Genomic DNA, 13,235 nt, shown 5'->3' with positions numbered 1-13,235 from the left:
CTATTTCAACTGTTCACTTCTTATCTTCATTCCCTTTTTAAAAATGCTAGCTAAGAAAAATGTTTCTTTTTCTTAGCTAGTATTTAGTTGACCAACTGCTACTCCTGAGTTGCTTTGGCTTTTTTCTCTTCGATTTTTTTACGATAAACATCGACTTCATCTTCAGAACAGTACACATAATGTTCTGGCGTGATTTCTCTTAGTTTACGTTCTTTATTATCTTCTGGTTGTGGTTTATAAACGATACGTTTACGTGTCCGTTCATAGTCTGGATCAGGCAAGGGAATCGCTGATAATAAACTTTCAGTATACGGATGTACACCAAAGTTATACACATCATCACTTGACCCCATTTCCAGTAATCTACCACTATGCATAACACCGATTCGGTCACTGATATGTTTAACCATGGATAAATCATGAGCAATAAACAGATAAGTCAGTCCAGCATCTTTTTGTAAGTCTTGTAATAAATTGACAACTTGAGCTTGAATCGATACATCCAAAGCTGAAATCGGCTCATCACAGATAATAAAACGAGGATCAACAGCCAAAGCTCTTGCAATCCCGATACGTTGACGCTGACCACCTGAAAACTCATGTGGATAACGTGTTCCGTGACTCGGATCAAGTCCAACGACTTTTAGTAATTCGTTGACCTTAGATTCACGCTCAGCGGCATCTTTTGCTAAATGATTAATGTCGATTCCTTCTGCAATGATATCATTGACCTTCATTCTTGGATTCAATGAAGCGTATGGATCTTGGAAGATCATTTGAACTTCACGACGGAATGCCTGCATCCCAGATTTTGAACGAATTTTACTGATATCGTCACCATTGAAAATGATTTCGCCACCAGTTGGATCATATAAACGAATTACACTACGACCAGTTGTAGATTTACCACTACCAGATTCTCCAACTAATCCAAATGTTTCACCTTCATAGATATGGAAACTGATATCGTCAACAGCTCTAACTTCGTCAGGACGTCCAACGTTAAAATATTGTTTTAGCCCTTTAACATCTAAAAGTACTTTTCTTTTTTCACTCATTATTTAACGCCTCCTGCAGTCGTATTATGGCGTTCAGCATAAATCGCCCAACGTCTTACAATTTCAGCTGGAGGGGTGATTTTTGGTGCTTGCGGTGCTAATAACCACGTTGCAGCTTTATGAGTTGGTGATACTTCAAAATACGGTGGTGCTTCTTCTGCGTCGATCTTCATGGCAAACTCGTTACGCGGATAGAACGCATCTCCTTTTGGTGGGTCTAACAAATCGGGAGGAGAACCAGGAATCGCATATAACTTATCTTCCGTCCCTTCCATTGTCGGCATTGAGCCTAGTAAGCCCCAAGTGTATGGATGTTGCGGATTATAGAAAATCTCTTCTGATGTTCCTACTTCAACTAAACGTCCACCATACATAACAGCTACACGATCCGCAACGTTTGCTACGACACCTAAATCATGGGTGATAAAGATGATCGATGTGCTGATTTTTTGTTGTAAGTCTTTTAATAATTCTAAAATTTGTGCTTGGATCGTAACATCTAAAGCAGTTGTCGGCTCATCTGCAATCAAAACTTCTGGATAACAAATCAGTGCAATCGCGATAACGATACGTTGACGTTGTCCACCTGAAAATTGGTGTGGGTAATTTTTCAAACGTTTTTCAGCGTTTGGAATCCCTACTAATTTCAATAGTTCTAATGCTTGATCAAGTCCTTCTTTTTTCGATACTTTATTGTGCTTGATCAACGATTCTGCTACTTGCTTGCCAATCGGCATTGTTGGATCCAATGACGTCATTGGGTCTTGGAAAATCATGGCAATTTCTTTCCCACGAATGGTTTGCATTTGTTTTTCCGTTTTGTGTACGATATCTTCACCTTTAAACAGAATTTCTCCATTGTCGATGTTTGCATTGCTGCTCAACAAACGCATGATACTTCTAGTAGTGACTGATTTACCACTACCAGATTCTCCTACGATTGCAAGAGTTTCCCCTTTAAACAGTTCAAAGCTCACGCCACGAATAGCATTTACTTTACCAGCAAATGTATCAAAAGAAATCTGTAAGTCTTTTACTTCTAATACTTTTTCCATAGTCATTCACTCTACTCTTTCATCTTAGGATCGAAGGCATCACGTAGTCCGTCAGCTAACAAGTTGAAACAAATCATTACGACTGACAAAGTTACGGCAGGAATCCACATCAAATATGGAAGGAAACGGAACGTTTTATACCCTTCATTTAATAATGTTCCAAGAGAAGCGGTCGGCGGTCTTAATCCTAAACCGATGAAACTTAGAAACGCTTCGAAGAAAATTGCCGATGGGATACTGAACATCATTTGAACGATGATCACACTAGAGATATTCGGCAATATATGTTTGATGGCGATCTTCAAACGAGATTCACCTAATGTTTGAGCAGCTAAAACGAACTCTTGATCTTTTAGTTTCAATGTCTGAGCCCGAACAATTCTGGCCATTGAAATCCAGTTGGTAATCACCATTGCTAAAACAATTGATAAAATACCTGGATCAAAAACAGTCAGCATCAAGATCATGACAACAAGGTTAGGAATTCCAGAAAGAACTTCAAGTACACGTTGCATCACTGTATCCACACGTCCACCTAATAGACCTGAAATCAAACCATATGTTACACCGATCGTAATATCAAGTAATGCTGCGATAAACGCAATCAATAATGAGATACGTGTGCCCATAAATAAACGACTTAATACATCACGGCCTAAACCATCTGTTCCTAGGTAGAAATTCACATTGTCTGGAACATTTGCTTGCGCATATTTGTCGACCATTTTACCAGCAACATTCGCTGTACCGTTAAAGCCATTGATACTATCTAAAAATGGAATACGCGGCGGTAAATTGATATAAGCGACATTTTGCTGAGTTGGATCATGTGGTGAGACCCAAATCGTGATAATTGAGATAAAGATGATGATTCCTAAGAAAACTAAAGAAATCACGGCTGCTTTATTCTTTTTCAAACGACGCCAAGAATCTTGTAAAAAGCTTAGCGACGGCGTTGCAATTCTTTCACGTTCCTTTGTTGTTGATGTATCCAAAGGCTGGAAGTCATTTGCAGGGATTTTTTTAATTTTTTCTGGGACATTGTTTAAGTCAACTGTTTCCATTAACCTTTGGCACCTCCTGAAACACGAATTCTTGGATCGATCAATCCATAAAGTAAATCAACGATCAAGATTACGAATACTAACAAAGCAGAATATAGAATCGTCACTGCCATAATTGTCGGATAATCGTTTGTCATGATTGATTTTACGAACTGCTCCCCAATACCTGGGATCGCAAAAATATTTTCAACTACTAAAGATCCCGTCATCAAACCAACAGCTAATGGTCCAAGTAAGGTGATCAATGGAATCAAACTATTTCTAAGTCCATGTCTCACAGCAACTTGCCAGCGGCTCAAGCCTTTAGCTCGTGCTAACTCTACATAGTCACTATGTAAAACTTCAACCATTTCCGTTCGTATAAACCTGGCGGAATCGGCCATGGGACTCATTGCCAACGCAATCGTCGGTAAAATTGTATAAGCAAATCCATTCCACATTGCAATTGGTAAAACTTTTAATTTCATCGCGAAGATATATTGCAATAATACCGCAAAAACGAAGTTAGGAATCGAACGTCCTAAAATAGCCATTAACGTAGCTAATGTATCTACCCATGTATTTTGACGCATCGCTGCAATGATTCCTAGTAAAATACCTACTAGTGTACCAAAGACGATTGCTTGCGCCCCTAATTGTACTGATGGTCCGATACGGCCTACCAAAAGTTTGGCTACTGGTTGATTTTTAAATTGGAATGAGATTCCAAAATCACCCACTAAAAGATTTTTTAGATAAATTCCGTATTGAACGATCACTGGCTTATCTAAACCTGACTGCTTATTCAACATAGCAATTGTTTCTGGACTAAGTTTTTCTTGGTTGGTATAAGGAGTACCTGGTAATAATTGCATTAAGAAAAACGTAATCGTTGCGATCAGCCACAATGTGATGATCATGAAGAAGACCCGTTTAAGAAAATATTTTCCAAAACTGTTCAAGAATGACACCTCCGAGATTATTTTGACTTCATCAGTTTTTTTCGATAAAGTAAGGATAGAAAATTAAGTAAGGATGAGCACATGAAAAAAATGAAATGGCCCTTGATTACCTCAGCGGTCTCAAGCATCGGTATTTTTACTTACCTACTGATAAAACAGTCACTGACTATCCGTTCTATATCTGATACCTTCTTCATCGTTTCATTATTCTTTTTAATTATCGGGTTCGCCTTATGGATCATGTCCTCAGGATTTTTCGATAATTTCCAACGTTTTATGAAAATGCATTTTCGTTTTAGGAAGAAAAATGAACCGAAAGAATTTATCCCATTTTCAGAGATAGGTAAAGCACATCAGCTTTACTGGCTTGAAACAGGAGGTATTTTACTGATTGTCTCTATTGTTTCTTTATTATTTTACTTTTTATGAGCAAAGATAGCAAGAGGACCGTTGCCTTTTTATTCAAAGAGGGCAAAGGTCCTTTTACTATAGAAAACTATTTCAGACTATTCTGAAATGTAAGTCCATTTGTAATCGTATTGCGCGCCTGCTGGATGGAAACCAACATCTTTTACTTTTTCAGCGCGTAAGTGAGCTTCTGCTTTTTGATAAAGCGGAATCACACCCATGTCACCCATAATAATTTTCTCTGCATCAACTAAATTGTCCCAACGTTTTTCAGGATCATTAGCATTGGTTGTTGAAGCAGCTTTTAATGCTTTATCATATTCAGTATTGCTATAGTGACCACGGTTATAAGGAACTCCTGTTTGGAATAAATCTAAGAAGCTACTTGGATCGACATAGTCTGCTCCCCAGCCACCGATAACAGCTTTGAAATCCCCTTTGTTAGAACGATCTAAACGAACAGAGAATGGAACTGGGCTTACAGTTACTTTTGTTCCATCTAATGTTTCTTGAATTGCACCTTGAATATATTCTACTGTTTTCTTAGAAGAGTCTGCATCTGAAGATAAGATATCAATATCTAACGTTTTAATACCCAGCTCTTTCTTAGCTTTTTCCCAATGCTCTTTTGCTTTTTCTTTATCGTAAGAAATCTTGTCTTCAGCAGCTTCTGTGAAGTCTTCTTTGCCATCTGGCGATTTAGACATATCTGCTGGAACTAGGCCTTTAGGTTCTACTGAACCGTCTCCTAAGATTTGTTCAACTAATGATTTACGGTCGATTGAATAAGAAATGGCTTTTCTTAGGTTTTCATTTCTATATGGTGAATCTTCATCAATTTGATTTAATTCCATATATTGTGTAGAAGCTTCTTTTTGAATCACAAGTTGTGGATCATTCGCTGCTTGCTGCGCTAATTCACCAGTCAATTGAACGTCATCTGCTTGTCCATCTTGGAATAAGTTATATGAAGTCGGTGCTTCTTTTACAACATTGACTTGTACTTCATCTAATTTAACTGTGTCAGCATCCCAATAATCTTTGTTTTTCTTGTATGACCATTTTGTATCGGTACCTGGTCCATCGAACCCATCTAATACAAACGGTCCGTTATAAACTGAATTTTCGCTTGTTGTAGCGTATTCTTTACCATATTTTTCAACAACATCTTTTCTTTGTGGGAAGAATGATGGGAATGCTAATAGATAATCAAAGTATGGCGTTGCTTTTTCTAGAGTGATTTCTAATTCATAATCACCTGTTGCTTTGATTCCTAATTCAGCTTTGTCTTTTTTACCTGCTGCAATATCTGCACCATTTTTTACAGACTCGTAAAGGTAGGCATATTCTGAAGCTGTCGCAGGATCAACCGTGCGTTGCCATCCATAAACATAATCTTCTGCTTTTACGGGTTTGCCATCTGACCATTTAGATTTTTCATTTAATTTGATTTTGTACGTAATACCATCTTCACTGACTTCAGCTTTTTCGCTAGCCCCTGCAGGTTCTGGTTTATTATCTAAATTCAAACGATAGATTCCTTCATATACATTGTTTAAAGCAGTAAAGCTGATAACGTCTGTCGCTACTGATAAATCAGCACTTGGCATTTCTTGTAATTCATTGACACGGAAAATCTGTTCTCCGCTAGGCTTTCCATCAGCTGTTTTAGAGCTACCTGAATCGTCTGTCTTTGCACCACCGTTACCACACGCTGCTAGTGTTAAACTAAATAAAGTGATGAATCCAAAAGCAAATGACTTCTTTAACTTCATTCTTTTTTCCTCCCTAAAAGACCCTGAGTATTTTCTGAAAAATCAGAATTTAATAATTATTTATTGTACTGAGGTATAGTTTACAATTTTTAAATTAAAAAATCAAGAATAATCTTATTTTTTTTTAATACTCACATCATTAAATTATATCTTCATTAAAAGTTATTTCTTAGAAATGGTAAAAAGTTGAACTGTTCGCTTAGCCCTGAAGGGAAAATAGGAAAATATAAGGATGAGATTTTTGCTGCAAGCAAGTTCTCTCTTTTTCCAAAAGGCTAGCCCATAAAGCCAGATTAGATAAAAAGCGATTGTTTTCTTCTAAATAAGTATGTTAGATTAGTATATGGAAGAAACAATATGTTGTCATGACGTTATCGCTCGTCATCTTATGTTTCATCACAACAATAAGGAGTGATTTGATGCATCATTCATCATTTTTCAAAGAGTTAACAACCTTTCATAAACCACAAAAAGCACCTTTTCGCTTGATTGGTGCAGGAGTTTGTATGGCGGTACCATTATTTATTGGTTATTTTTCAAATAATTTATTGATTGGCAGTTTTGGTTCTCTAGGTATCTTTACCTTTCTTTATTATCAAACTCTTCCATTAAGAGAATTGCTGATTCGCTTAAGTTCGATTGGCGCTTTTTTACTTTTCGGAAATCTGGTTGGGATGTTAAGTACTCATATTCCTTGGATCATACCGATCGTTATTGCATTGGTTGCCTTTTGTGCTCGTATTATTTTCAGATTATACAGAATCGCTAAGCCGGGGGCTTTTTTTATTGTCATGGTAACTGCAATGGGGAGTGGAACTAAAATCCCTCTAGAAAGTGTTCCCACCATGATGAGCTATGTTTTGTTGGGCGTTATAACATCCCTTGTTGTGGCAGTCGTTTTATTTTTTATTGAAAGGGAATCTGTGGAACCACAAAAGAAAATCTCTTTACAAGAGCGACTTTATACAGATCCTTCCGCATTACTCGATGCTTTGCATTATGCCGCAATTCTATTTTTAGCGACCTATATCAGTCAATCATTGCATTTGACTAATGCTTATTGGATGATTGTTTCTTGTGCCGCTGTTTTACAAGGGGATAATCTACGTGCTGTTATGCATCGCAATATTCAACGGATCTTAGGTACGATGATCGGCTTATTGATTGCCGCTTTTTTATTGAGCATCTCTTTTACTTCTTTAGAAACTATTTTGCTGATTTGCTTTTTCTTTTTGACTGTGGAATATTTTATTAAACGAAATTATGCAATTGCAAATTTTTTTACAACGCCAATGTCCTTACTATTGGCCAATCTCGCCCGTCATCAATATTTAATCAGTCTCTTGAATTACCGCTTGATCGGTATTGTTTTAGGTAGTCTTTTGGGCCTTTTAGGTGCGTTTGTATTGACGACTAGTTTGAAATTTTACAATCGTGCTTACCAATTAAACGAAAATTTAGATAAGGAAACAGAATAAATCACCACCGCTATTACAATTTTTTGGAGGTTTTATTTATGAAAATCAAAAAGCCGATTACACCCGTGTTACCCAAACTCACTAAAACAGATTTTATTTCTATCGATGATGAGGTCATTATTGAAGGTCTCTCCTTAAAAGACCAAGATCTTAGTTATCAGGATATCCGCAATTTAGTCTTTCGAGAATCTCGCTTTGAAAAAGTAACGATGAACCGCAATCACTTAGAACGTTTTGAGTGTAGTAATGTGATTTTTGATCATTGTGACCTTTCGAATACAGAATGGATTGGTGCTAGTTTTCACCAGGTTCATTTTCGTCAATGTAAATTAACTGGAACAAATTTTGCTGAGAGTTACCTAAGAGATTGCCTTTTTGAAGACTGCCTTGCCGATTACACCTCGTTCAGTGCTACAAATCAAAAAGTCGTTGAATTTAAAAAAACTAGCTTGAATAATACAGAATTTGTTGAAGTGATGTATAATAACCTGCTACTTGATCAGTGTTCTGTCACAGGTAGCAACTGGTTCCATACAAAATTAGCTGCTCTTGATTTAACAACATGTACTTTTGAAAGAATTGCCTTTTCACAAGAATTACTTAAAGGGCTAAAGGTGACTCAAGAACAAGCAATCACTATTGCTGCAGGCTTAGGGTTGATTATTGAATAATAAAAACGACAAAATCGAGTAGGATTTTGTCGTTTTTTGCTCTTTTTTAAGCTTTCTTGGGGTTAGAAACTAATCATTCAGACCTACAACACTGGCATTGGCAACAGCCATTTGGTATTCTTTCATATTAAATAAGACTAAGTCATAAGCTTAATTCTTATACTCGATTTTGTCTAGGAGGTATCGTTCCTAAAGAATCGTTGATTGCTTCAACAAATCCCACAGATTTCAGCTAACTCCGTTGTCCGATCTTTATACCTAGTTTATTGTTGTGTTCTTTTTAAATAAACCGCACCTAATAAAATAATAACTGGATTTCTAATTAAAATTATTTAGGATTTTTTTTATTTACTTATTAATTTTTTTCTTAAGAAGAATCCAATGATTTTATTTCATGTGCTTTTTTGGTAAACTAGGATAGGTCAAGAATGATTCTCCGCTTTTAGAAAAGTAAATGAATGAACGATGCTCGTCAGATAACAGCATCGATCGTAAAAAACTCATAAAGCAATACTTGGATTGTTTATCGACTTTAATTTATTGTGAACTTATATGGAAGCCGACTTGATTACTATTTTGGGGATTTTGCTGGTAGGAAGCGTTTGTGGTACTCTTAATAAGTTGAGCATGAATTACGGTGTGCAATGCATGATTCTTATGAGGAACCTTAGATGTCTACGCATCTGATATTTAACTAAAAGGACTGTTTATTAAAATGAATAAAAAAAAAATTGGTCATGGCCAAGCTTCTGGAAAAATTATATTGATGGGGGAACATTCTGTGGTTTACGGTGAACCTGCAATTGCTTTTCCATTTCAGGAGACCTATATCTCAACAAAAGTTGAACCTGACTCTACTATGATCTTAGAGTGTCATTACTTTTCAGGAGAGCTTTCGCAAGTTCCTTCACAATTAAAAAGTGTATCAGAGGTCATCGATCAAACACTGATTGCTCTTCACCATGAAGAGGCAACCTTAAAAATTACCATTACTAGTACGATTCCTGCTGAACGAGGCATGGGTTCAAGTGCGGCTGTTGCCGTTTCAATCGTTCGAGCTTTGTTTGATTATTTTGATATTCCTTGTACGTCTGAATCTCTGCTTCCATTAGTAAATCGTGCAGAAAAAATAGCTCACGGTAATCCTAGCGGTATAGACGCGGCAGCAACAACTGGTGATGAACCTTTATTTTTTATAAAAAGTCATCCATTAGAATCATTCCCCATGAATGTTTCCAATGCTTTTTTGATCGTTGCAGATACAGGTATCAAGGGCCAAACAAGAGCTGCGGTCAGAGATGTGGCGCACCTTTTTGAATTAGATAAAAAACGAATTTCACAACATATTACAACATTAGGCCACTTGACTAAAAGCGCAAAACACGCTATTTTAGCAGATGAAGTTGATACGTTAGGCAATGTCATGAACCAAGCTCAGGAACATCTTAGCGCACTGACTGTCAGCAATGAACAGTTGGACCACTTGGTCAGCACTGCTCGTGCAAACGGGGCCTTAGGGGCAAAACTAACAGGTGGCGGCCGCGGTGGTTGTATGATCGCTTTAGCTGGTTCAAAAAAACAAGCAGAAAATATAGCAGTAGCGTTAGAATCAGCTGGTGCTGTAGCTACTTGGATTCAATCATTAGGAGTGAAAAATTAATGTACACTGGGAAAGCACGAGCCTATACAAATATTGCTTTGATCAAATATTGGGGAAAAAAAGATGAACACTTGATAATACCGATGAACAGCAGTCTTTCTTTAACGTTAGATGCTTTTTATACAGAAACTAGTGTACAATTCGATGAAAATTTGACCGAAGATCTTTTTGTCTTAGATGGACAAAAACAAGACACGAAACAAACTGCAAAGATTTCTAAATTTTTAGACCTTGTTCGAAAAGAGCAAAATCTAGCCTTATTTGCTAAAGTAGATAGTCAAAACTATGTCCCGACTGCAGCTGGTCTTGCTTCTTCTGCTAGTGGTTTAGCAGCTTTAGCTGGTGCTTGCAATGAAGCGTTAGACTTGCAATTAACTGAAATTGAATTATCCCGTTTAGCTAGACGCGGTTCAGGATCAGCTTGCCGGAGTATTTTTGGTGGATTTGCTGAATGGCAAAAAGGCGACTCTGATCAAACCTCCTTTGCCCAAGGGATCCCATCTGATCACTGGGAAGATGAATTAGCGATGTTATTTGTTTTAGTGGATGATGGTGTGAAAGATGTTTCTAGTCGTGACGGTATGAAACGAACCGTTGAAAGCTCGAGTTTTTATTCAGGTTGGTTGGAAACAGTCGAAGCCGATTTAGCGACAGCCAAACAAGCCATCGCAGAAAAAGATTTTAATAAGTTAGGGGAAGTCACTGAAGCAAATGGCTTACGTATGCATGGAACGACTTTAGCTGCTGTACCGCCATTTACATACTGGTCACCTGAAAGTCTCAAGGTCATGCAATTAGTCCGGAGCGCACGCCAACAAGGGTTGCCGTGTTACTTCACAATGGATGCTGGACCAAACGTCAAAATCTTAGTTGAGAAGAAAAATCTGAGTACTTTAAAAAATCATTTAGCTACTCATTTTTCTAAAAAACAATTGATTGAAGCTTACGCAGGACCTAAGATTGCCCTGATTCCTTTAGAAAGGTCGGAAAAGTTATGATAGAAGTTTCTACACCAGGTAAATTGTTTATTGCTGGTGAATATGCCGTTGTTGAACCAGGACATCCGGCAATCATTGTTGCAGTAGACCAATTTGTGACAGTCACTGTCGAAACAGCAAAAGATGTCGGCAGTATCCAATCTGCCCAATATAGCACACTACCTGTGCGTTGGACTAGAAGAAATAACGAACTTGTCCTTGATATTCGAGAAAATCCGTTTCATTATGTTCTTGCTGCAATTCGCTTAACTGAAAAATATGCGCATGAACAACAAAAAGAGCTTTCTTTTTATCACTTAAAAGTCACCAGTGAGTTAGATAGTTCAAACGGACGAAAATACGGATTAGGTTCCAGCGGTGCCGTTACTGTAGCAACAGTGAAAGCTTTAGCCCTCTTCTATGACTTGCAATTAAAAGAAGAAGAGATTTTTAAACTTTCGGCTCTAGCTCATTTAGCTGTTCAAGGAAACGGCTCCTGCGGCGATATTGCGGCAAGCTGTTATGGTGGTTGGATCGCTTTTTCAACCTTTGATCACCGTTGGGTCAATGAACAATCTCAGACACAAACATTAACGACCTTGCTTCAGGCAACTTGGCCAAAATTAATGATCAAACCTTTGGTCGTTCCTAAGAAACTACGCTTATTGATCGGTTGGACTGGCAGCCCTGCTTCAACGTCAGATTTGGTGGATCAAGTCCATCAATCAAAAGATGTAAAAGAGAACGCTTATCAGGAATTTCTTGATGAAAGTAAAACCTGTGTTGAGACAATGATAGCAGGCTTCGATCAAGAAAATATTTCCTTGATCCAAACCCAAATACGAAAAAACCGTAAATTACTCCAACAATTGACCTCCATCACTGGTGTTACGATTGAAACGCCTGCGCTAAAAAAACTATGTAACTTAGCACAAACATACGGTGGCGCAGCAAAATCGTCTGGTGCAGGTGGTGGTGATTGCGGAATCGTCCTATTCAAACAAAAATCAGGAATTCTACCTTTAATGAGCTCTTGGGAAAAAGAAGGAATCACGCCTTTACCATTACACGTCTATTTTTACGGAAAGCAGGAAAAAAATGAACCGAAAAGATGAACACATCTCTTTAGCTAAAGCCTTTCATAAAGAAAAGACCAATGACTTTGATCAAATCCGTTTTGTGCATCATTCATTTTCTGAAATTGCAATGGATGAAGTCGATATTTCAACTTCTTTTCTTGATTTTTCCTTTAAGCAACCTTTTTACATCAATGCTATGACCGGCGGTAGTAAACGAGCGAAAGAAATCAATCAGGAATTAGGTATCATCGCTAGAGAAACTGGAATAATGACTGCAACAGGATCAGTTAATGCCGCTTTGAAGAATCCTGATTTAGCAGATACTTACCAAATCATGCGTAAGGAAAATCCTGATGGTGTGATTTGGGCGAATATTGGCGCAGGCCTCTCTTTAGAAGATGCGAAAAGGGCAGTCGACTTGTTTCAAGCGGATGGGCTGCAAATTCATGTGAATACTCCTCAAGAACTCGTAATGCCTGAAGGAGATCGTGATTTCCATGGCTGGTTGGATACTATTGAAGATATCGTTGCTCACTTGTCTGTTCCAGTCCTCGTTAAAGAAGTTGGGTTCGGTATGAGCAGTGAAACAATCGAACAATTAATCTGCCGAGGTGTTAAATTGGTAGATATCAGTGGACAGGGCGGCACTAGTTTTACCCAAATCGAAAATGCTCGTCGAAAAAAAAGAGAATTAGGTTTCTTAACGGACTGGGGGCAATCAACGGTTCTCTCCTTATTAGAATCTACGGACTGGCAAAAAGAACTAACTATTTTAGCTTCTGGCGGTATCCGTCAATCTATGGATATTATCAAAGCCCTGAGTTTAGGTGCTGCAAGTGTTGGCGTTGCTGGCACTATTTTAAACCATTTGATGACAAATAGCGTTGATGAAACAATCGAACTGATCCAACAATGGGAAGATGAACTTAAAATGATGTATACCTTACTTGGTAAAAAGACAACTGCTGATCTTGCAACAACTGATATTATTTTTTCTGGCGAAATCATTCACTGGTGTGAAAGTCGTGGCATTGCTTATCAGCCTTTTGCTAAGAGAAGTAAATAAACA

General features: G+C 37.7%; 12 protein-coding genes. 7 read left to right on the top strand and 5 right to left on the bottom strand.

Annotated features, from left to right (window positions below; genetic code table 11):
• Nucleotides 1-98: 98 nt before the first annotated feature.
• Genes IGJ55_RS03310 through opp1B form a run of 4 tightly spaced genes read right to left on the bottom strand, consistent with a single transcriptional unit; the run spans nt 99 to nt 4,118 of the window.
• Entirely contained in the window at nt 99-1,058 is a 960-nt protein-coding gene (locus IGJ55_RS03310; RefSeq protein ID WP_069639341.1) for an ABC transporter ATP-binding protein, read from the bottom strand.
• On the bottom strand, nt 1,058-2,119 hold the full coding sequence (opp1D, locus tag IGJ55_RS03305; protein WP_010771135.1) for an oligopeptide ABC transporter ATP-binding protein Opp1D: 1,062 nt from the start codon (nt 2,117-2,119) through the stop codon (nt 1,058-1,060). The genes IGJ55_RS03310 and opp1D overlap by 1 nt, the downstream gene beginning before the upstream one ends.
• A gap of 5 nt (nt 2,120-2,124) precedes the next feature.
• The gene (gene opp3C, locus IGJ55_RS03300; protein WP_069639342.1) at nt 2,125-3,177 is read right to left on the bottom strand and encodes an oligopeptide ABC transporter permease; all 1,053 of its coding nucleotides are present in this window, start codon (nt 3,175-3,177) and stop codon (nt 2,125-2,127) included.
• Nucleotides 3,177-4,118 (bottom strand): oligopeptide ABC transporter permease Opp1B, encoded by a 942-nt coding sequence (gene opp1B, locus IGJ55_RS03295; RefSeq protein WP_069639343.1) that lies wholly within the window; start codon nt 4,116-4,118, stop codon nt 3,177-3,179. Before opp1B ends, opp3C begins: the two co-directional genes overlap by 1 nt.
• An 81-nt stretch (nt 4,119-4,199) precedes the next feature.
• Here opp1B and IGJ55_RS03290 point away from each other — a divergent pair, with 81 nt between their 5' ends.
• Nucleotides 4,200-4,547, top strand: a complete 348-nt coding sequence (locus IGJ55_RS03290; RefSeq protein ID WP_069639344.1) for a DUF3899 domain-containing protein — start codon at nt 4,200-4,202, stop codon at nt 4,545-4,547.
• A 77-nt stretch (nt 4,548-4,624) separates the two neighbouring features.
• On the opposite strand, the gene IGJ55_RS03285 is transcribed toward IGJ55_RS03290, so the two are convergent.
• The gene (locus IGJ55_RS03285; RefSeq protein ID WP_069639345.1) at nt 4,625-6,301 is read right to left on the bottom strand and encodes a peptide ABC transporter substrate-binding protein; all 1,677 of its coding nucleotides are present in this window, start codon (nt 6,299-6,301) and stop codon (nt 4,625-4,627) included.
• Nucleotides 6,302-6,720: 419 nt separating this feature from the next.
• On the opposite strand from IGJ55_RS03285, the gene IGJ55_RS03280 reads away from it, so the two are divergent.
• From IGJ55_RS03280 to fni, 6 genes are all read left to right on the top strand, one after another.
• On the top strand, nt 6,721-7,779 hold the full coding sequence (locus IGJ55_RS03280; RefSeq protein ID WP_069639346.1) for an FUSC family protein: 1,059 nt from the start codon (nt 6,721-6,723) through the stop codon (nt 7,777-7,779).
• A 38-nt stretch (nt 7,780-7,817) separates the two neighbouring features.
• Nucleotides 7,818-8,450 carry a pentapeptide repeat-containing protein gene (locus IGJ55_RS03275; RefSeq protein WP_069639347.1) on the top strand — a complete coding sequence of 211 codons (633 nt, stop codon included), beginning with the start codon at nt 7,818-7,820 and terminating at the stop codon, nt 8,448-8,450.
• Between the two features lie 715 nt (nt 8,451-9,165).
• Nucleotides 9,166-10,110, top strand: a complete 945-nt coding sequence (mvk, locus tag IGJ55_RS03270) for a mevalonate kinase (RefSeq protein ID WP_207120220.1) — start codon at nt 9,166-9,168, stop codon at nt 10,108-10,110.
• On the top strand, nt 10,110-11,108 hold the full coding sequence (mvaD, locus tag IGJ55_RS03265) for a diphosphomevalonate decarboxylase (protein WP_207120221.1): 999 nt from the start codon (nt 10,110-10,112) through the stop codon (nt 11,106-11,108). The genes mvk and mvaD overlap by 1 nt, the downstream gene beginning before the upstream one ends.
• Complete coding sequence (locus IGJ55_RS03260) at nt 11,105-12,202, top strand: phosphomevalonate kinase (RefSeq protein ID WP_069639350.1); 1,098 nt, start codon at nt 11,105-11,107, stop codon at nt 12,200-12,202. The genes mvaD and IGJ55_RS03260 overlap by 4 nt, the downstream gene beginning before the upstream one ends.
• Nucleotides 12,186-13,232 carry a type 2 isopentenyl-diphosphate Delta-isomerase gene (gene fni, locus IGJ55_RS03255; RefSeq protein WP_430607292.1) on the top strand — a complete coding sequence of 349 codons (1,047 nt, stop codon included), beginning with the start codon at nt 12,186-12,188 and terminating at the stop codon, nt 13,230-13,232. The genes IGJ55_RS03260 and fni overlap by 17 nt, the downstream gene beginning before the upstream one ends.
• The last annotated feature ends 3 nt before the right edge of the window (nt 13,233-13,235 follow it).

The sequence above is a fragment of the Enterococcus sp. AZ170 genome (assembly GCF_050545135.1).
In the GTDB taxonomy this organism is placed as follows: domain Bacteria; phylum Bacillota; class Bacilli; order Lactobacillales; family Enterococcaceae; genus Enterococcus_L; species Enterococcus_L ureilyticus.
Note: the sequence above shows the minus strand (reverse complement) of the source record. Positions and strands in the feature narration are given on the sequence as shown.

What these genes read in the sequence shown, in the direction of transcription:
- IGJ55_RS03310 (WP_069639341.1), bottom strand. Translation starts at nt 1,058, where the DNA reads ATGAGTGAAAAAAGAAAAGTACTTTTAGATGTTAAAGGGCTAAAACAA.
- opp1D (WP_010771135.1), bottom strand. Translation starts at nt 2,119, where the DNA reads ATGACTATGGAAAAAGTATTAGAAGTAAAAGACTTACAGATTTCTTTT.
- opp3C (WP_069639342.1), bottom strand. Translation starts at nt 3,177, where the DNA reads ATGGAAACAGTTGACTTAAACAATGTCCCAGAAAAAATTAAAAAAATC.
- IGJ55_RS03290 (WP_069639344.1), top strand. Translation starts at nt 4,200, where the DNA reads ATGAAAAAAATGAAATGGCCCTTGATTACCTCAGCGGTCTCAAGCATC.
- IGJ55_RS03285 (WP_069639345.1), bottom strand. Translation starts at nt 6,301, where the DNA reads ATGAAGTTAAAGAAGTCATTTGCTTTTGGATTCATCACTTTATTTAGT.
- IGJ55_RS03280 (WP_069639346.1), top strand. Translation starts at nt 6,721, where the DNA reads ATGCATCATTCATCATTTTTCAAAGAGTTAACAACCTTTCATAAACCA.
- IGJ55_RS03275 (WP_069639347.1), top strand. Translation starts at nt 7,818, where the DNA reads ATGAAAATCAAAAAGCCGATTACACCCGTGTTACCCAAACTCACTAAA.
- mvk (WP_207120220.1), top strand. Translation starts at nt 9,166, where the DNA reads ATGAATAAAAAAAAAATTGGTCATGGCCAAGCTTCTGGAAAAATTATA.
- mvaD (WP_207120221.1), top strand. Translation starts at nt 10,110, where the DNA reads ATGTACACTGGGAAAGCACGAGCCTATACAAATATTGCTTTGATCAAA.
- IGJ55_RS03260 (WP_069639350.1), top strand. Translation starts at nt 11,105, where the DNA reads ATGATAGAAGTTTCTACACCAGGTAAATTGTTTATTGCTGGTGAATAT.
- fni (WP_430607292.1), top strand. Translation starts at nt 12,186, where the DNA reads ATGAACCGAAAAGATGAACACATCTCTTTAGCTAAAGCCTTTCATAAA.